We start from the raw sequence: 17945 nt of genomic DNA on the forward strand, positions 1-17945 counted from the left end.
TAATTTTATTGATACTTTGGCGAAAAGCCGGAATCATGTAAGAAAGTAGATGAAAGAAATCCGTTTTCCAAAGATTTGATGACTTCATCATACCAGAAAAGAAAAAAGAATGCAATATCAGAAAGGCGCCGTCGTGACAGAATTTCTCATCTGCCAGAACAACGCCTCTGTGTCTGTTTTCGTTATTGCTTATCGTTAAAGGCTTCCTTATCAGGTTCGTCTGCGGTCAGCTTAAAAGGTTCTGCAGCGCCTCCATGCCCTCCACATTCACAGCATCCTCATTTGCCTGCTGTATCTGGGCATATACCTCTTTCCGGTACACGGGCACCTCCCTGGGAGCCGAAATGCCTATTTTCACCTGGTCCCCCTTTACTTCTAAAACCGTCACCTCGATGTTATTGTTAATCACAATCGCCTCGCCCTTTTTTCTGGATAAAGCAAGCATACTACTCACCCGCCTTTCTCGTCCGCAGAATTTCATAGACAGGGAATTTTACGGGATAATCCTGCCCCTCCACAATCACCTGGCAGGCCTTGCGTTCCTCCGCATTGATGACAAAGGGGCCTTGCAGGTTCACAGTCATCTTGGTCAGATCCTTAGGTATCGTCACCGTCACCAGCACCACAAGATTCTCCGGGGTAATTTCCCCCGCAGCGGCAAGCAGTTCATCGTTTACCTCCGGGTCATAATCCGGCTTTACTATCAAGGGGTCCATCACCGGCATGGCAAAGCCCGGTTCCTCAATAGACTGCAGAAAGCGGATGCCCGCATCCGTCCCTCTGGCCTCATCGTGCAGCAGGGTAAACCGCTTCAAATCAGGAAAACCGATAATGCCATTTTCAAAGGTAATGATTTTTTCCTCTGCAATTTCTATCTCTCCAAAAATTCTTGTATGAATCTTCATGTGCACTCCTATCCGCTTTGATTAAATAAAGTTCAACAGACTGGTCTGCACCACCTTGCCGGTGGCCATCAGTGCCGCCTCATATGTCAGCTCCGCGCTGGTAAGCTGAATAACCACTTCCGTGATATCAATGTCCTCATTTTCACTCTTCAACGTCTCAAAGGTGGTTTTCTGGTTCTTCATCCTGTTATCGATCAGCTCCAGCTTACTGCTTCTGGTGCCGCAGTTGGTGATGCACAGGTTTGCATCATCCAGATATCCCTGAAAAACGGTAATGCCTTTCTCAAACAGCTTCTGGCATTTATCCTTAGAAAGGGCCAGTGCCTTATTTGCCGCATCCAGCTGGGTCTGCAGCTTCTCCGCATCGGCTCCCACAGCCGTCTCCTGCAGCTTCTCCAGATCGGTGATCAGCGTTTCGATATCAATGACCTCCTGAAGGGAATTTACCAGATCGTCCACATCCCTTCCGATTCCATGCTGAAAACACTCATCCGCCGTGGAATTTACCTTTATGGTCTGATTAAAACCTACATCATACTCAATATCCTGGCGCACCGCATTTCCTGTCAAGTAGTCTGCATTGTAAGTAATCCCGTCCGCCTGGCAGTAGAAATAATGCTCCGGTCTTAAATCCCCCTTCTCCCAGTTTTCCTTCTGATAACTGACACGGATTTCTCCCTCGTTGGCCACAGTGGTTCCGTCATCCTTCACAGCCATCAAAGTTTCATGACGGTTACTTCCCAAAAGCAGCTCGCCCGTTTCCGGCACATAGATAACCGCATCGGGATCATTGGCCGCCTGTGTATAGGGATCCGGATTCTTGTCGCTGGCATGCATAATGGTAATCTCGCCACCCGCAGCATCCCAGGTCTCCCAGTTGTATTGTCCGGTAGCCCGATCCAGCACCTGAAAGCTTATGGAGGGAGCAGCGTCCGCTCCGGAATAACAGTCGTCATAAGACAGCTGAATCCGATAAACCTCCACCGAAGAAATGTCATTTTCCGTTACGTTCATATTATTGTAATTACCGGAATTGATATTCAGCAGATCACCCATGTTCACCTTAGTCATGGACTCCAGCGCCGTATTATCGATCTGTTCTGTGATATCATAGCGAAGGGTCTGCTCCTCCGTAAAACTCAGGGAGGTGTCCGTGCGGTAGCCGGTAAACACATACCTTCCCGCATAATCCGCATCTCCTGTGCTGTACACTTCCTCACTGAGAGCCTTAAGCTGCTCCAGGATGATTTCCCGGTCGGAGCTGGTTAGATCACCATTGGATCCTTTGGTGCACTGGGAAATCATATCTGTGAGGATATCTGTCAAATTGTTCAGCGCATCCTCTGTCACATTCAGCCAGCTTTCCGCATCAGGAATATTTTTGCTGTAGTACTGTGTGACCTCCGTAACACTGCTTCTCAGCCGTAAGGCTCTGATGGCCACCACAGGATCGTCGGAAGGACGGTTGATCTTCTTTTGAGTGGACATCTGGGTGCTCAGCTTATCCTGGTAGATTTTATTTGTGTTGATGTTGGAAAGATTATTTCTCTGTATGATTTTATTGGTAATTCTCATATGCTACACTCCTGTTTCCAATATGAGCCTGTCGTAAACCTCTGTCAGCGTCTGTATCATTTTAGAGGCCAGATTGTATCCATTTTGGTATTTTACCAGGTTTACAGCCTCCTCGTCCTCATCCACACCGGAAATAGACAGCCTCTGATTTTCAATGGTGTTTGCCACCCCGGAATAGCTGCTGTAGAAGGTGTTTGCGCGGCTTGCGTTTAACGCCACATCCGCAAGCACGCACTGCAGGAACTCGGCTGCGGAGCAGCCTCTGAAGCTCATTTTGTCCTTATCGTAAGCCATATCCTTTAAATCCTGCAAAAGATCACTTTGCTCCACACCGTCCGCTATATCATACTTGGTGGCAAGAAGGCCGGGATCAAGCTCCATCGCCTCCAGGACATCAAAATTGGAAGCCGTTATACGGTAGTAGCTGTCATCCGCCACATTTACCGTAAGGGCGCCGTTATTCAGGAAATCCTCATAGGTAAACTTGTCATAGCGGGTGTCATCCGGAAAATCAAACTGCTCGTCATCCGTAGCCAGATTGCCTGTAAACATAGGCACACCGTTTTCATTGTCCGCAGTGTAGCCGCTTGTGAGAATATCGTTAAACTTTTGGGAAAAGGTTCTCAGCCACTCATTCATCTGATTCATATAATAAGGAATTCCCTGATAGGAAATGGAAGAACCGATGCTTGCCGTTTTCCCCACCCTGTCATTGGTGATCCTGTTTGCATTTTTCTCACTGTCAGACAGGGTAAAGGTATAAGAGTAGACCGGATTGCCCTGGCCGTCATAGCTGATGGTAAATTCCCAGGAATCGTAGTAAAATTCCTGATTGCCCAGATTGATGATGCCTCCCTGGTCAGACAGATTGCATTTGTTTAGATCCTGCAGATACGCCTGACCCACCTCAATGGTCACCGTGTCCTGCTGTCCGCCGTTTGTGGTGCCCACTGAAACCACCTGGCCGGTGAAGTTTTCTCCATTATTGCCGTCCCGCAGCTGAATCAGCCCCTGCAGCTGCCCTCCCATGGACGCGTTGTACAAATTAAACTTCTGTCCGTCCTCCCAGTAAATCTCATACAGTCCATCAATGTCCGTCTGATTCACTTTTTCGTAGGAGGTTCTGGCAACACATTCCAGGCCATTATACTCGCTGGAATCCACAAGAACCTGTCCCCCGGCTATCTTTACCACATATCGGTTTGCGCCGGTTTCCCGATCCGGGTTATTGGTGTCCACAATGGGTGTTTCCGACACTTCCACATCCACAATCTGCGACAGCTGATCAATAAGAAGGGATCTTCTGTCTCTTAATTCATTTGCGGTGCCTCCCGCCAGCTCTATGGTATTGATCTGCTTGTTCAGGGAAGCGATCTCTCCCGCCAGAGAATTGATCTCATCCACCTTCAGCTTGATCTCCTGATTGACGTCCTTTTGCAGCACCTCCAGATTTCCCGCCAGACCGTTGAAGTACTCCGCCAAAGCTCCCGCATATCCCACAAACTGTGATTTTGCGGTGTCACTGCTTGGGTCCTTTAAAAGCTCCTGCATTCCCGTTATCATAAGCTGGTCGAAAACCGTTTTAAAACCTGCATTGGTGCCGTTGTCCTCAAAATACGTCTCCAGCTGCTGCATATAGTACTGCTTCATCTCATACTCGCCAAGCTTGGCATTGGTATTCCAGAGCCGATAATCATAAAATTCGTCCCTGACCCGCTCTATGGCCAGGGTTTCCACGCCTGCTCCCGCACAGCCGTAGGTCTGAAACACCCGCAGCGCATTGCTTGCCTGCTGTACCACCTGCTGTCTGCTGTATCCTTCCGTCTGCACATTTGCAATATTGTTGGAGGTAGTGTTTAATGCGGCATTGCTTGCCAAAAGCCCCGTATATGCAGTATTTAATCCAAAAAATGTCGATGGCATCTTGTGTCCTCCTTGCTACATTCCAAGGGTAGTTATGATATGCTCCAGCATTTCGCTGATCACATTAATGTAACGGCTGGAAGCATTATAAGCATTTTGAAACTTAATCATATAAGACAGTTCTTCGTCGGAAGCAACACCTATCACCTGTTCCCTTGCGCCCTGTGCGGCCTCCACTGTGCTTTCCTGATTTGTGTAAATGCTTCTGTAAATAGAACCCGAATTGGCTACCTGCGCCACAAGATCCGTATAATAATCCACAAAGGTAGTCTTTTTCTGCACATTGGGGTTCAGTGTATAGTTCTCCTCCGTAAACGCCGCCTTCAGCGCTTCCGCAGTGTCATAATCCACAGACCCGTCAGGCAGCATAAAGCCCAGCTTTGCAGGCTCCTGCATCAGACCCTGGTCAATCTGCAGATTCTTAATGGAATAAAGGCTGTCCGGCATTGCTGGATTTTCCTCCGCATACACCCAGTATTCCTTTCCGTCCTGGCCCTCCACCTTCTGGTATCCTGCCGTGGTTACCTTGGTAAAAAGCTGTATGGGGGAACCGTCCTCATTACGCATATATCCATCCGCATCGGACTCACAGTATCTTACACCCGTAAGCACCGTTCCATCCGCCAGGGTCAAATCCCCTGTCTGCAGTCCCGCCGCCTCAGCCAGTATTTCGTTGACGCGGGTGACCACATTATGGATCAGCTGGTCGAATTCCGCCTGAATATTCATCACGATGGACTGGGAGACTTCATCATAATTCCCGCCGGTAATATCCGTATAGTCTGCCCTGTGATCTCCCCTGGCCAAAAGCATGGCCTTCAGCCCGCCGATATCCGTGTTCAGATCAGAGGATATCTCTCTGGTCAGGTCAAACACCTCTGCACCGTCGATATTATAAGATTTTGTTCCATCCGCCAGAATCACATAGGTTGCATTCTGGGGCCAGTAAGGCGTATAAAAGCCTGTGGCCTCATCCACATCCAGGCCGATCTCATAGCAGTTGCCGCCCTTTACAAAGTCCACTCCCTCTATCTGCACGGACACGTTTCCGTACAAATCCTCGGAGTAGGTAATATCCGCCAGCTCCGCCAGCTCATCCAGTATCTGGTTTCTGGCGTCCCTAAGATCATTTGCCTGTTCAATTCCTCCGCTTTCAATGGCTCTGATCTTATCATTCAGGGTCAAAAGCTGCTGCCCGTAATTGTTGATCATGTCCACATGCTGCTTTATCTTGGTATTCAGATTGTCCTGATAGGAGGAAAGTCCTTCATACACAGCCCATGCCCGCTCCACAAACTCCGAAGCTCTCTGAACCAGAACCCCCTGGGTCACCGAGCTGCTGGGGTCCTTTGCCAGCTCCTGCACCGCCGTCCACAAATCAGTCACGGTTGTCTGGAAAGCCTCGCCGTTTAACTCGCCCAGCTGGCTCTCCACCTCCTCCAGCACCTCCGTAGACACCTCATAAAACATACTGCGCCCGGATTCCCTGCGGAATGTCTTATCAAGAAAATAATCTCTTACCTGTTTTGCTCTGGAATAAACAACCCCGAGACCTGTCTGTTTGTTGGAAACAGCCGCCGGGTCCACAGAAAGGGTCAGATAGTATTTGGATGACAGCTGTACCTGTTGTCTGGTATAGCCTGTGGTGTCCACGTTAGAAAGATTATGCGCTGTGGTATTCAGCGCATTTTGACTTGTCTGTAATCCGGATGCTCCTATATATAAACTACCCATTAACGGCATATTCTTCACCTCTGCATTTCACAAGGATTACTGCCTGGCATCAAAGCCCCTGCTGCCCACTCCCATAGTACTCCCGGCGCTGTACGCACCCCGGTTGTAATTGGCAGTCTCCGGCGCAGCCTTTGAAGCCTGCAGCAGATTCATTTCAAATTCCACCATTTCCAGCGCGTTTTTTAAAAGCTCGCTGTTTTGTTCGTTCACACGCTGCAGTCCGCGGACCGCAGCCTGCAGCTTATCATGGGCCTGCTCCAGCTGCTGTCTTTCCGCAGGCCTTCCTGACAGCATTTCAATCAGGTTTGTAAGCTTTAAAGCTGTAACATCCTTGTTCAACACATTAGCTATGTCTGCAGTGACCTCCGTGCGTTCTCTCTCCAGACGGCTGATCCTGCCTACCAGTTCCTGTTCCTCATCCGTGATTTTTTGTAAATTTTCAAGATTCCCGCTTACGATAATCGGCGTTTTTCTTTGAGATAACTCAAGAAGCCCCTCATATTCCGTACATTCCCTGTTTAGTACATCGATCAGGTTTTCCATTAAACTGGCCACGGGGCTTACCTCATTTCCATATATTTTTCAAGCAGCCTCTCCGCAAAGCTGTCATTGTCCACCTCATAAGTTCCATTCTGCAGCTGCGCCTTTATGGGAGCCGTCAATTCTTCCCGAATATCCGGGCTTTCCGCCACAGCCGCCCTGGCGCTTTGAATGTCCTTGCCCAAGCTGCTGATCTGCACTTTGTCGGTGCGTCCTGCGCCGCCTGTCCTCTGGCCCTTATTCACTGTCTGGGACTGATACAGCTGCTGAACCTGCGTATAAGCCTCAACACGCATCTTTGACTCCTCCTTTCCTTCTGCAATCCATTTACTGCCTTACTTATAATGTTTATCGGCGGCCGGAAGGAATACTTTAGACCACAGGCAAAATTTTTTCAAGCATAAAGCCCATTCCATGCTTAAAATTTAAAAACCGGCTCTCCCCCTTCCTTCCACCCAAAGGGCATCAGCATGGTATGTCTGTTTGGATTGTAAAGGGGATCTCCTTTTATTTCCTTCTCAGTTCTTGCATGAAACACCAGTATGGGCCGTCCCTCTTCATCCTCCGTGAAGGAATTGTGCCCCGGTCCGTAAATTCCCTTTTCTTCATCAGATGCAAGCACCGGATTACGGCACTTTTTCCAATTTGCAGGGTCCAGTACATCCTGGTTTTCGTCCATAGAAAGCATACCCATACAATAATTTACGCCTGTGTCACTGGCAGAATAGGTCAGATAAATTTTCCCTGCATGATGCAGTACGGCCGGGCCTTCATTGACCCAAAAGCCCCTTCTCTCCCATGGATAATCCGGTGTGGAAAGAAGCACCTGGGCCGTCTTCAGCCTCACAGGGGTTTCCATCTGGGCAATATAGAGGTTGGAAATCATTTTGCCCACGCCTGTCTTTTCCGCCCAGACATAATAGCGCTTCCCCTGATTTTCAAAAACCGTGCCGTCCAGAGAAAAGGAACGGAAGGAAAATTCATCCTCCTGCGCGCACTGCATCATGCCCATTTCCTCCCAGTGTCCCATAAAAGGGTCCTTCTGCCGGCACCGCAGCACATAGGGCCGGATATGCCACTTGTCCTCGGCGTCCCCTGCCGCAAAATAAAGATACCACTCTCCGTCCAGATAGTGTAACTCAGGGGCCCATATATGGTTTCCCATGGGCCCCCTTTCATGCTTCTTCCAGATTACCTTTTCCTCTGCTTCCTTAAGCCCCTCCAAGCTTTCTGCCCGGCGCAGAATAATCCTGTCGTACTCCGGAACGGTTGCGGTAAAATAATAATTTCCATCCCCATGCCTGTACACATAAGGATCCGCCCTCCGGGAAATCCAAACTCTTTCATCTATGCTACAGCCCTGTTCCTGCACTGCTCTTCTCCCTTCCCTTTTCCACTTTTACATAAGTAACTGCGAAGCAAATGGCAAAGTCACGAAACAGCCGCTATGATGCCGTCTCTTCAAACTGCAGCGTAACCGTTAAAACCCCATCCTGCGTGGTGGCGTTTATCACCAGAGGCTTTGCGTAAACATTTACAAATTTCAGATCCTTGGTCCCCTCTGCAATGGTGGCGTCCAAGCCCTGAGGCACATAGTCCACAGGCGCAGAATGCGTCCATCTCTCCGTGGACGGAAGTCCCGCCCGGATCATGGCCACATAAAGGGTGGAGGATACCTGGCAGATACCCCCGCCCACGCTCATCACCTCTCTGCCAGCCGCATAGGAGGGGCCTAAAACATAGCCGTTCTCATAGGTTCTGGACTGTACCTGCCTGCTGAACGAAAACTCTTCTCCCGGCTGCAGCACAACGCCGTTGATTCTCTGTGCCGCCAGCTCCACGTTGACCGCCCTCTGCTGCGTCACATCATAGGTGCTGGAATAAGAGCCAAGTCCCGGATCACTGCCCTCTCCGGGAAGCGCAGTCCGGCCCTCCGCCCTGCCTGATGTGATATAGTGCTCACAATACGCCGCAAAGTCCTCTCCGAAGGTCTGCATCAGGTCTCCATTGTTCTGTATGTATGCCCGGAGGTTAAAATCCGCCATGCCGGATCTCCCCTCTCTTATCCCATTATTTACAAAATGAGAAAACAACGCCTCTTCATCCATGCCGATTGCAGTCTGCAAATCCGTATAGGTATTGTAATAATATTCCGCATCAAACACAGCCCGGAAGGCATCTTCTTGCGTCATTCCGGCCGCTTTGGCAGACAGTGCCTGTGCGGATAATGCTGTGATACAAAGTCCCAATGCCATTGCTCTCCTGATCCAGTTTCCTCTTTTCATTCTTATGCGTTTTCCTTTCCCGTTCTTCTCTTGTTTTCCCCATCCTCTTATGTATTGTGGCTTTCAGTATAGCATTGCTCTCCCCGGGGCGCAAGGTTTAAAATCTTAAGATTATTTCATCAATAATGGACATAATACTTTCTTCCTGCTTTTGGATTTCCCGCTTTGACTCCTCTATCTTTTCCGCATGCTGTTTTATTTTTTCCAGAATCTTTTTCTGCTCCTCTATGGCAGGCACAGGAACCTTAAAGTGATGAAAGGCCGCCTCATCCAGATACCACCTGTTGGTGGCCCCGTAGCTGCAGGCGCTGCACATTTTCAGAAAAAAGTCATGGCGCATCAGATAGGTTAAATAGTCGGGCAGAACAATGTCCCTATTGATGGCATAGGTCCAAAAATTGCCTGTAATCACCGCCCCATCCAATTCCGGCGGAACAATTCCGTAGGCCCCGTTTCTGGCGTCGATCTTGGAGATTAGAAGCTGCCCCGCTTTGATCACAAACTGCTTTTTCGTTCCGATTTCGCTGCCATACTGTCTGGTACGAAGCACAATACCCTGATTGTGCATTTGAACCGTAACCTGCTTATAAAGCCTGTCATCCTCAATGTCCACTGCATCCTTCACTCTGGCAAGCAGGCTTGAAATCGGATACAGTGTATATTTAGTGCCAACGCTCATAAGGGGCGTGTTATACCGTTTCACACACCAGTTGGACTTATCCAGCTTGTGAAACTCCGCAAAGCCCGTTTCCTCCCTGTGATAGGACCTGGCGACGGCTTTACCCATACTATCCTCCACCTCATATCCGCCCCAGCGCTCCCAGAGCCGTTTCACCCGGGGGATATCATTCTCAGGGATGGGGCTTCTGCGCAGATTCAGATCAAATCCATCCTTCTGCAGATCCACCAGCCAGGTCTTGTGTCCCTTAGAAGGCTTCTTTTTGGCAAGCAGCAAAATACTGGTTTTTACATCGGTATAGGGGTTAAAAACCCCCTGGGGCAGAGAAATAATGGCCTCCACCGTAATATTTTCCAGCATCCATCCCCGAAAAGCGGCATAGGTTCTGTGAAACAGCAGTGTCTCCCCCACAATGCAGGCGATTCTGCCCCCCTCCCGCACGCTTTCTATCATATGTCTCACAAACAATTCATCCGGCTTTTTTGGCTCCTCCAGAGCATAGGGATGATTGGCCATGACAATATCAAATTTCCCGAAAAACTCCTTATGAAACTCCCGCACCTTGTCATTTACCGGCTTTCCATGAAGAATGTCCAGGGCATTTTCATTGGAAATGCGGCTGTGGCCGTCCCCCAGAAGAATCATGTTCAATTTTGTGAGCATGGCCGTGGTATCCTTAAGTTCGTTGCCGAAAATCACATTTTCCCGCAGATTCTCGTTGGTCACTCCATACTTTCCATACTTTTCCAGGTAGGTCTGAAAGGCTGTAATCAAAAAGCCACCGCTTCCGCAGGCGGGATCATAAATTCTCTCCACAGATTGGATTACTCGATTGCCGTTTTCATCCGTAATATATTGCCCGGCGTCATTTTTCTGAAAGGTAATCTGTGGATTTACCAGGAAAATGATCAATTCAATCAAATGACGGGGCGTAAAAAATTCTCCGATTTTTTTATCCTTGGAATCCTTCTGGTAGTATTCCAGAGCATTTCCCTTCACATCCGTCATGCGGTCTATATGACACTTTTCAAACATCTCGTCGATAATCCGGGCCAGATCCCTTGTCATGCGGGAATCCACCTTAATCAGCTGTGCAGGAAACACATTTTCATACTGCCTGTTCAAAAAATCCCTGAAAACCCTGTTGACAATGGAAACATTTCCCTTCTGCACATTTTCCCATACGCTGGCGCTGTTCTCTTCCCGGTATTCCCGATCCCTGCCGTCATTGGAAAAAATCTTTAAAAAGATAAAAATGGAAATTTCAGCCGCCTTATCTATGGCGGACAGGCTGGATTTTCCAGTCCTGAAAATGGTATCGCACTGGGCAAAATAAGGCTCCAGAGCCTCTCTCGGCACTATGTCCCCTGGATATTCATCGAACCGCAAATCCATAAATCAATCCTCGTCCTTCCTTTGTCGCCGTCCCAAAACCAAGCTGCTTTATTATAGCATCATCTCCCTTTGATTTCCACCAAAACCGCGTCTTGTCAACCGCCGCAAACTGAATTATACTGATTTTATCAAAAATGGGAGATGCGCAATGGAATTGAAAAACTACTTTCCAATCTGGAACCAGCTCACCGAAACGCAGCAAAAAATACTCTCAGACGCTGCCGTAAGCCGCACCGTCAAAAAAGGAACCGTGATACACAACGGTTCCGAGGACTGTGTAGGCCTTTTGCTGATCAAATCCGGCCTTCTTCGGGCCTTTATACGTTCTGAAGAAGGCCGGGAAATCACGATCTACCGGCTGTTTGATCTGGACATCTGTCTGTTCTCCGCCTCCTGTATGCTCTCCAGCATCCAGTTCGACGTCTCCATTGAGGCGGAAAAGGATACAGACCTCTGGGTGATTCCCTCAGAGGTCTATAAGCAGCTTACAGCCCAGTCCGCACCTCTTTCCAATTACACAAACGAGATCATGGCCAGCCGTTTTTCCGAGGTCATGTGGCTCATAGATCAAATTCTCTGGAAACGCTTCGACCAAAGGCTGGCCGCTTTTCTTTTGGAGGAGGCGGAGCTTGAGGGTACGAACTGCCTGAAAATAACCCAGGAAGCCATTGGAAACCACCTGGGCACCGCCAGGGAGGTAGTCACCCGGATGCTCAGCCATTTTCAGAGTGAAGGCCTGGTGAAGCTTTCCCGGGGCGTAGTGCAGATCACGAATTTACAGAGGCTGCGGAAATTGTATCCATACCACAGGGACTAGCATCCTGGATCAGGCAGCGTTCCTGCACCACCGTCTGATAAAACCGGTATCCGCCGGAAAAATTATAACAGTCAAAGCCTTTCTGGGCCAGAATCCGGCAGGCAATGTAGCTGCGAAGGCCGCTTTGGCAGATGACATAGACCGGCTTTTGGGGATCAAGCTCCAAAAGCCGCTCTCTGAGCTCATCCACCGGAATATTGACAAAGCCCTCTATGTGCCCTCTTCTGTATTCTTCCACAGTGCGCACATCCAGTCTGGTGACGCTTCCATCCTCCGGCAGCGCCTCCAAGTCCTCCAAATGAAACTGCTTTACCATTCCCTTTGAAAGATTTTCGATCATATAGCCGGCCATATTGACCGGATCCTTGGCAGAGGAAAAGGGCGGCGCATAGGCAAGCTCCAGGTCTTTCAGCCAGGCACCCTGCATTTTGGCATGGATGGCCACAGACAAAACATCTATGCGTTTATCCACCCCTTCATAGCCTGCAATCTGCGCGCCTAAAAGCCGTCCCGTCCCCTTTTCAAAGATCACCTTCATGGTCATCACCTTGCCGCCCGGGTAATAACCGGCATGGCTCATAGGAGAAAGAATCACCTTATCTGCGGCGATGCCCGCCTGCTTTGCTGCAGTTTCACTTAAGCCCGTAGCGGCAGCCGTCAAATCAAAAGCCTTTAAAATGGAGCTGCCCTGAGCCCCCAGGTAACGACTGTGGTTTCCGCAGATATTGTCCGCTGCAATCCGTCCCTGTTTATTGGCAGGTCCAGCAAGGGGAACAAGGGTATCCTGCCCGGTGACAAAATTTTTGATCTGCACCGCGTCCCCTGCCGCATAGATATCCGGGATGGAGGTCTCCATCCTGTCGTTTACCAGAATGCTGTCCTTTCTTCCCAGCAAAAGTCCAGCCTCCCTGGCAAGAGCGGTGTCCGGAACCACTCCCATGGCAAGCACCGCCATGTGGGCCTGCAGGGACTCCCCATCCTCTAAGAGCACCTCCACAAAGCCTTCCCTCTCCCGGAAGCCTTCCACTGCGCGTCCTAAAACCAGCTGCACTCCATTCCTCCTCAATTCATTGTGAAGAAATGCCGCCATGTCCGGGTCAAATGGAGTCATCAGCTGCTTAAGCCGCTCTACAATGGTGACCTCCATGCCAAGGTTCTTGAGGTTTTCTGCAAGCTCCAGGCTGATAAAGCCGCCTCCTGCCAGTATAACCGTCTTAGGATGGTTTTTTGTGATATATTCCTTGATGCGGAAGGTATCCTCCACAGTGCGCAGCGTAAACAGTCTGTCAGAATTGCCCCCGAAAAAGCCAGGCTTTATAGGCTTTGCGCCGGGAGACAAAAGCAGCTTGTCATAGCTTTCCTCAAATTTCCTTCCTGTTTCCAGATCCTCCACCGAAACCGTGTGGCTCTCCGGATGAATTGCAGTGACCTGATGACGCACCTTCACCGTTATCCGAAACCGGGCAAAAAAGCTCTCCGGCGTCTGGAGGGTCAACTCCTCCTTGTGAGTAATCACGTCTCCAATATAATAGGGCAGGCCGCAGTTGGCATAGGACACGTAGCCCGACCGCTCAAAAACAATAATTTCCGCCTGTTCATCCAATCTTCGGATTCTGGCGGCAGCGGTGGCTCCGCCTGCCACCCCGCCTACAATCACAACCTTCACCTTGCTGTTCCACCTTTCTTATAAAAGACTTAATATCTGGCTTTTGGGTCTTGCGCCCACAGCCTGGTTTGCCACCTTGCCATCCTTGATTACCACCAGCGTGGGAATGCTCATCACCTGAAAACGGCTGGCCAGCTCAGGCTGTTCGTCCACATTGACCTTTCCCACTTTAATATCGGTTCTCTCCTGGGCGATCTCCTCCACCACCGGAGCCACCATCCTGCAGGGACCGCACCAGGAAGCCCAGAAATCCAGCAGAACAGGCTGGCCAGACTCCATAACCTCCTTCTGAAAATTTTCCTTCGTAATATTTATTGCCGACATATTTGTATCCTCCTTATTTGTTTTATGCTGCCATTATAGTCTATCCTTTGGAGGATTTCCGTGATATTGTCACAGAAGCATTTGCCATTTACAGGCATTCGGATTATACTTTAATTGATGTCCGCCAAGGCGGGCAGGGAGGTGTACTCATGAAAATGATTGAAAACCAAACCTTTGATATGGAACGGGCCTTGTACGGCAGCAAGGAAATTTTCGTAAAGGACTGCGCCTTTGACGGCCCCGCAGATGGGGAAAGCGCTTTTAAGGAATGTGAGGATGTGCAGGTAGAGCACAGTTTTTTTAATCTGCGCTATCCCTTCTGGCACGACCACAGACTGAAAATACAAAACTCAGAGATGACCAGCCTGTGCCGGGCAGCCTTGTGGTATTCCGACCACATCGAAATCACAGACACCAAGCTTCACGGCATCAAGGCTCTGCGGGAATGCAGCAATGTAAAGATGAAGGGATGCAATATTCTCTCCCCGGAATTTGGCTGGTCGGTGCAGACAATAGAAATGAAGGACTGCAGTGCAGAAAGCGAATACTTTATGATGCGATCCCGCAATCTGCACTTTCAGAATGTGCGCATGAAGGGAAAATATTCTTTCCAATATATTGAAAATTCCCTTTTCGAGTCATGCAGTTTCGATACCAAGGACGCCTTCTGGCACGCCAAAAACGTAACCATCCGAAACAGCGTAGTCAACGGAGAGTATCTTGCCTGGTACTGCGAGAACGTCACCTTTGAAAACTGCAAAATCACAGGCACCCAGCCGCTGTGCTACTGTAAGGGCTTAAGGCTGATAAATTGCCAGATGATCGACACCGATCTGGCCTTCGAGCGCTCCCAGGTGGACGCCGTCATCACCACGCCGGTACTCAGCATCAAAAATCCTTTGAGCGGCCGCATCACCGTACCCGCTGTGGGGGAAATTATCCGGGATATCCCGGGCGCCGATGCAGAAATACAGGTGCAAAACCACACCAGCGAAAATCCCTGACGCCCTTACTTTCCAAAATAAGCGGCAATTTCCTGCATTCTCAGGGTCTGCTTTACATGGAAAGGACACCGTCTGTCACAATGTCCGCATTTGAGACAGTCTGATGCCTTCCTCTGCAGATTGGCATAATGATCTCTTGCCAGTTCATCCCCCGCCAGGGCAAGGTCATAATACTTATTCATAAGTCCGATATCAAGGCCTGCTGGACATGGCTGGCAGTGATTACAGTAAACACAGATTCCCTCAGACTCCCTGGGCGTAAAGCTGCTTATGGCGGAGTAATCCCTTTCCTCCGGGGAAGCCTCCAGAAATCCCAGAAGCTGCTTTAAATCCTTTCTGTCACGCACACCGGGAAGCACCGTCAAAACACCGGGCCGGTCCAGAGCATACTGTATACACTGGTATGCGGTCAGCGCCCGACCAAAGGGAGAGGTTTTCTCATCCAGCAGCTGGCCGCCGGAAAATGCCTTCATGACGGAGATTCCAACCCCCTCCGCCTGGCAGCGTCTGTACAGAGCCACCCTTTCATCTCCGCTTCCCACTGCGTATTCGCCGTGCCTGTAATCATAGGCCGGATTGATGCTGAACATAAGCATATCCAGAATGTGCATATCCAACACCTTGTTTACCACGAAAGGCGTATGGGAGGAGAGGCCTATATGGCGGATTACTCCCTGTCCCTTTAACTTCTCCATATACGCAAGGGTTCCCTGTCTGATGGCAGCCTCCAGATCTGCCTCCTCGTCCAGACAATGGATAAAGCCAAAGTCGATATAGTCCGTGCGCAGAGCCTTCAGCTGCCAGTCCACGGAGCGCTTGATTTCATCCAGCTTCAGGGTCCATCCGTATTTGCCGCTTCGATAATCCGCTCCAAAATGCACCTGAAAATACACCTGGCTGCGGCACCCGGAAACAGCCCGTCCATAAGCCGGAAAGGGGGACGCATCCCCCGCCGCCATGTCAAAATAGTTGACGCCGTTTTCGATGGCCATAGCCACTGTCTTTTCCATTTCTTCCTCACCGCACGGGCCTAAGGAGCTGTTGCCAAGGCCGATAATGCTGATCTGCTCCTGTCCATGGGGCAGTTTACGATATTCCATATAATTCCTCCTTCCAGATCATTCGTGAATTTTCATTCCACAGAGCATTTTTACAAACGCCGGATCATCATGATTTACAATCTCGCTGTGTCCCAGGTCTTTTGACGCAATTTTTGCCATTTCCTCATCCGTCAGGGCAAAATCCCATATGTCGATGTTTTGCTCCATCCTCTCCACATGAACCGATTTCGGAATGATAGATACCCCTCTTTGTACATTCCAGCGAAGAACCACCTGTGCAGCGCTCTTTCCATACTTCTTTCCAATCTCCACAAGCTCGGCGTCCGTAAAAATTCCGTGTTTGCCCTCTGCCAGAGGTCCCCATGCCTGCGGAACCACGCCATATGCTTTCATGTTTTCGATTGCTGCCTCCTGCGTAAAGAACGGGTGAAGCTCCACCTGATTCACAGCAGGAATCATCTCAACATTCTCACAAAGGTTTGAAAGAACCGCAGGATAGAAATTTGCCACGCCGATGGCTCTCACCAGACCGTCTTTATAAGCCTTCTCGATTCCGCGATAAGCCGCAAAGTAATCCCCCATAGGCTGATGGAGAAGGACAAGGTCAACATAGGGCATATTCAGCTTTTCAAGAGATGTTTTAACCGCATTATAAGCAGTTTCTTCATTCTTCTGATCCTGCACCCATACCTTAGTGGTAATAAAAAGTTCCTCTCTGTTCACAATCCCGTCTGCAATCGCTCTGGAAACTCCCTTTCCCACCGCTTCCTCATTCATGTATGCTGCTGCCGTATCCAAAAGACGATATCCTGTTTTAATGGCATCATAAACAACCTGCTCACACTGGGCGGCATCTGAAATCTGGAATACACCAAATCCCTCTAAAGGCATTTCCACACCATTGTTTAACTTTACTGTTTCCATCTTACTCATAATTTGTTTCCTCCTGAAAATTTTATATTTAAGCAGGAAAAAGCGCCTCATTTGCAGCTTCTTCCGGCTCATGGAAGCATATCCCCATGAATTTTTACGCTGTTAAGCTGCCTCGCAGTATAGTAACAGCGATGGTCAATCATTTCGCTATGACCAATATCCATCCCCCCAATAGATTCCATTTCTTTTTCTGTCAGGGTGAAGTCAAAAATATCCAGATTCTCCGTCATACGGTTCTGATGAATCGTTTTGGGAATCGTAACTACACCTCTTTGATAATGCCAGCGCAAAATGATCTGTGCAGTGGTTCTGCCATGCTTCTGCGCAATTCTGCTCAAGACCTTATGATGAAAAATATCTCTCTGTGCTTCTGAAAGAGGCCCCCATGCCTGCGGAACAATCCCGTAGTCCTTCATCACCCGCAGCGCTTCCCCCTGTTGAAAAAAGGGATGGATTTCAATCTGGTTGACCATGGGCTTCAGCTCATGGTTCATGCACAGATCCACCAGCCGTTCTGGGGAAAAATTGCTGACTCCGATGGCTCGGACTGCGCCTTCCCGGTATAATCGCTCCATAGCCCGCCAGGCGCCGTAAATATCGCCAAAGGGCTGGTGGATGAGATAAAGGTCCAAATACTCCAGCTTCATCCTTTTGAGAGAGGCTTCAAAAGCTTTCAAGGTGCTGTCATACCCTGCATCCTGCACCCATAGCTTTGTGGTCAGGAAAATCTCCTTACGTGGAACATAGGAGCTGCGGACAGCACTTCCCACCGCTTCCTCATTTCCATAAACAGCCGCCGTATCGAACAGGCGATACCCTGCTTCCAGCGCATTGCCCACGCATTGTTCACACAGTGCAGCATCTGCTAATTGAAAAGTGCCATATCCTATAACAGGTATTTTTACGCCGTTATAGAGACTTACATACTGCATTTCTGTGCCTCCTTTGCCTTTCTTTTCACCTTTATTGTAGAGAGAAGCTTCCTGAAAGTACAGAACCGTTTCTGCAGAGTGCTATGACTTTAACGCCAGGGTTGTTTCATGAAAGATTTTTAAAAGTATAAGAAGATTTGATTTTATCGGGGGTTATACGTGTTATACAAAT

The 17945-nt window shown here is 49.2% G+C and carries 17 protein-coding genes; 2 read left to right on the forward strand and 15 right to left on the reverse strand.

Annotated features, from left to right (window positions below):
- Positions 1–226 precede the first annotated feature (226 nt).
- From csrA to SHK35_RS05430, 10 genes are all read right to left on the reverse strand, one after another.
- Positions 227–445 carry a carbon storage regulator CsrA gene (csrA, locus tag SHK35_RS05385; protein WP_318708965.1) on the reverse strand — a complete coding sequence of 73 codons (219 nt, stop codon included), beginning with the start codon at positions 443–445 and terminating at the stop codon, positions 227–229.
- A gap of 1 nt (position 446) precedes the next feature.
- Positions 447–905, reverse strand: a complete 459-nt coding sequence (locus SHK35_RS05390) for a flagellar assembly protein FliW (protein WP_318708966.1) — start codon at positions 903–905, stop codon at positions 447–449.
- Between the two features lie 21 nt (positions 906–926).
- A complete protein-coding gene (locus SHK35_RS05395) occupies positions 927–2480 on the reverse strand; it encodes a flagellin N-terminal helical domain-containing protein (RefSeq protein ID WP_318708967.1) in 1554 nt (517 codons plus the stop codon).
- Between the two features lie 3 nt (positions 2481–2483).
- Positions 2484–4403, reverse strand: a complete 1920-nt coding sequence (gene flgK, locus SHK35_RS05400; protein WP_318708969.1) for a flagellar hook-associated protein FlgK — start codon at positions 4401–4403, stop codon at positions 2484–2486.
- Between the two features lie 15 nt (positions 4404–4418).
- Entirely contained in the window at positions 4419–6137 is a 1719-nt protein-coding gene (flgK, locus tag SHK35_RS05405; protein WP_318705344.1) for a flagellar hook-associated protein FlgK, read from the reverse strand.
- Positions 6138–6173: 36 nt separating this feature from the next.
- A complete protein-coding gene (locus tag SHK35_RS05410; protein WP_318705346.1) occupies positions 6174–6692 on the reverse strand; it encodes a flagellar protein FlgN in 519 nt (172 codons plus the stop codon).
- Positions 6693–6697: 5 nt separating this feature from the next.
- Positions 6698–6973, reverse strand: coding sequence for a flagellar biosynthesis anti-sigma factor FlgM (flgM, locus tag SHK35_RS05415; RefSeq protein ID WP_318705347.1), 276 nt, complete (start codon positions 6971–6973; stop codon positions 6698–6700).
- A 122-nt stretch (positions 6974–7095) separates the two neighbouring features.
- On the reverse strand, positions 7096–8049 hold the full coding sequence (locus SHK35_RS05420; protein WP_318708970.1) for a family 43 glycosylhydrolase: 954 nt from the start codon (positions 8047–8049) through the stop codon (positions 7096–7098).
- Between the two features lie 73 nt (positions 8050–8122).
- Positions 8123–8962: a VanW family protein gene (locus SHK35_RS05425; protein WP_318705349.1), complete on the reverse strand. Its 840-nt coding sequence runs from the start codon at positions 8960–8962 to the stop codon at positions 8123–8125.
- Positions 8963–9059: 97 nt separating this feature from the next.
- Entirely contained in the window at positions 9060–11036 is a 1977-nt protein-coding gene (locus SHK35_RS05430; protein ID WP_318708971.1) for an N-6 DNA methylase, read from the reverse strand.
- Positions 11037–11184: 148 nt separating this feature from the next.
- Between SHK35_RS05430 and SHK35_RS05435 the strand changes: the two genes are divergently transcribed.
- Positions 11185–11853, forward strand: coding sequence for a Crp/Fnr family transcriptional regulator (locus SHK35_RS05435; protein ID WP_318708972.1), 669 nt, complete (start codon positions 11185–11187; stop codon positions 11851–11853).
- On the opposite strand, the gene SHK35_RS05440 is transcribed toward SHK35_RS05435, so the two are convergent.
- The gene (locus SHK35_RS05440; protein WP_318708974.1) at positions 11804–13519 is read right to left on the reverse strand and encodes an FAD-dependent oxidoreductase; all 1716 of its coding nucleotides are present in this window, start codon (positions 13517–13519) and stop codon (positions 11804–11806) included. The two genes, SHK35_RS05435 and SHK35_RS05440, sit on opposite strands and share 50 nt — an antisense overlap.
- Positions 13520–13537: 18 nt before the next feature.
- Positions 13538–13843: a thioredoxin gene (trxA, locus tag SHK35_RS05445; protein WP_318705354.1), complete on the reverse strand. Its 306-nt coding sequence runs from the start codon at positions 13841–13843 to the stop codon at positions 13538–13540.
- A 149-nt stretch (positions 13844–13992) separates the two neighbouring features.
- Here trxA and SHK35_RS05450 point away from each other — a divergent pair, with 149 nt between their 5' ends.
- Positions 13993–14847 (forward strand): DUF3737 family protein, encoded by an 855-nt coding sequence (locus tag SHK35_RS05450; protein ID WP_318708975.1) that lies wholly within the window; start codon positions 13993–13995, stop codon positions 14845–14847.
- A gap of 5 nt (positions 14848–14852) precedes the next feature.
- Here the strand turns inward: SHK35_RS05450 and SHK35_RS05455 are convergent, their stop codons facing one another.
- The 3 genes from SHK35_RS05455 to SHK35_RS05465 all read right to left on the reverse strand — a co-directional run bounded on the left by SHK35_RS05455 (position 14853) and on the right by SHK35_RS05465 (position 17773).
- Complete coding sequence (locus SHK35_RS05455) at positions 14853–15947, reverse strand: aldo/keto reductase (protein WP_318708976.1); 1095 nt, start codon at positions 15945–15947, stop codon at positions 14853–14855.
- Between the two features lie 18 nt (positions 15948–15965).
- Positions 15966–16841, reverse strand: coding sequence for an aldo/keto reductase (locus tag SHK35_RS05460; protein WP_330628786.1), 876 nt, complete (start codon positions 16839–16841; stop codon positions 15966–15968).
- Positions 16842–16909: 68 nt separating this feature from the next.
- Positions 16910–17773: an aldo/keto reductase gene (locus tag SHK35_RS05465; RefSeq protein ID WP_318708977.1), complete on the reverse strand. Its 864-nt coding sequence runs from the start codon at positions 17771–17773 to the stop codon at positions 16910–16912.
- Positions 17774–17945 lie beyond the last annotated feature (172 nt).

The organism is Candidatus Acetatifactor stercoripullorum (genome assembly GCF_944382095.1).
In the GTDB taxonomy this organism is placed as follows: Bacteria; Bacillota; Clostridia; order Lachnospirales; family Lachnospiraceae; genus Acetatifactor; species Acetatifactor stercoripullorum.

What these genes read in the sequence shown, in the direction of transcription:
- csrA (WP_318708965.1), bottom strand. Translation starts at nt 445, where the DNA reads ATGCTTGCTTTATCCAGAAAAAAGGGCGAGGCGATTGTGATTAACAAT.
- SHK35_RS05390 (WP_318708966.1), bottom strand. Translation starts at nt 905, where the DNA reads ATGAAGATTCATACAAGAATTTTTGGAGAGATAGAAATTGCAGAGGAA.
- SHK35_RS05395 (WP_318708967.1), bottom strand. Translation starts at nt 2,480, where the DNA reads ATGAGAATTACCAATAAAATCATACAGAGAAATAATCTTTCCAACATC.
- flgK (WP_318708969.1), bottom strand. Translation starts at nt 4,403, where the DNA reads ATGCCATCGACATTTTTTGGATTAAATACTGCATATACGGGGCTTTTG.
- flgK (WP_318705344.1), bottom strand. Translation starts at nt 6,137, where the DNA reads ATGGGTAGTTTATATATAGGAGCATCCGGATTACAGACAAGTCAAAAT.
- flgM (WP_318705347.1), bottom strand. Translation starts at nt 6,973, where the DNA reads ATGCGTGTTGAGGCTTATACGCAGGTTCAGCAGCTGTATCAGTCCCAG.
- SHK35_RS05425 (WP_318705349.1), bottom strand. Translation starts at nt 8,962, where the DNA reads ATGAAAAGAGGAAACTGGATCAGGAGAGCAATGGCATTGGGACTTTGT.
- SHK35_RS05430 (WP_318708971.1), bottom strand. Translation starts at nt 11,036, where the DNA reads ATGGATTTGCGGTTCGATGAATATCCAGGGGACATAGTGCCGAGAGAG.
- SHK35_RS05435 (WP_318708972.1), top strand. Translation starts at nt 11,185, where the DNA reads ATGGAATTGAAAAACTACTTTCCAATCTGGAACCAGCTCACCGAAACG.
- trxA (WP_318705354.1), bottom strand. Translation starts at nt 13,843, where the DNA reads ATGTCGGCAATAAATATTACGAAGGAAAATTTTCAGAAGGAGGTTATG.
- SHK35_RS05450 (WP_318708975.1), top strand. Translation starts at nt 13,993, where the DNA reads ATGAAAATGATTGAAAACCAAACCTTTGATATGGAACGGGCCTTGTAC.
- SHK35_RS05455 (WP_318708976.1), bottom strand. Translation starts at nt 15,947, where the DNA reads ATGGAATATCGTAAACTGCCCCATGGACAGGAGCAGATCAGCATTATC.
- SHK35_RS05460 (WP_330628786.1), bottom strand. Translation starts at nt 16,841, where the DNA reads ATGAGTAAGATGGAAACAGTAAAGTTAAACAATGGTGTGGAAATGCCT.
- SHK35_RS05465 (WP_318708977.1), bottom strand. Translation starts at nt 17,773, where the DNA reads ATGCAGTATGTAAGTCTCTATAACGGCGTAAAAATACCTGTTATAGGA.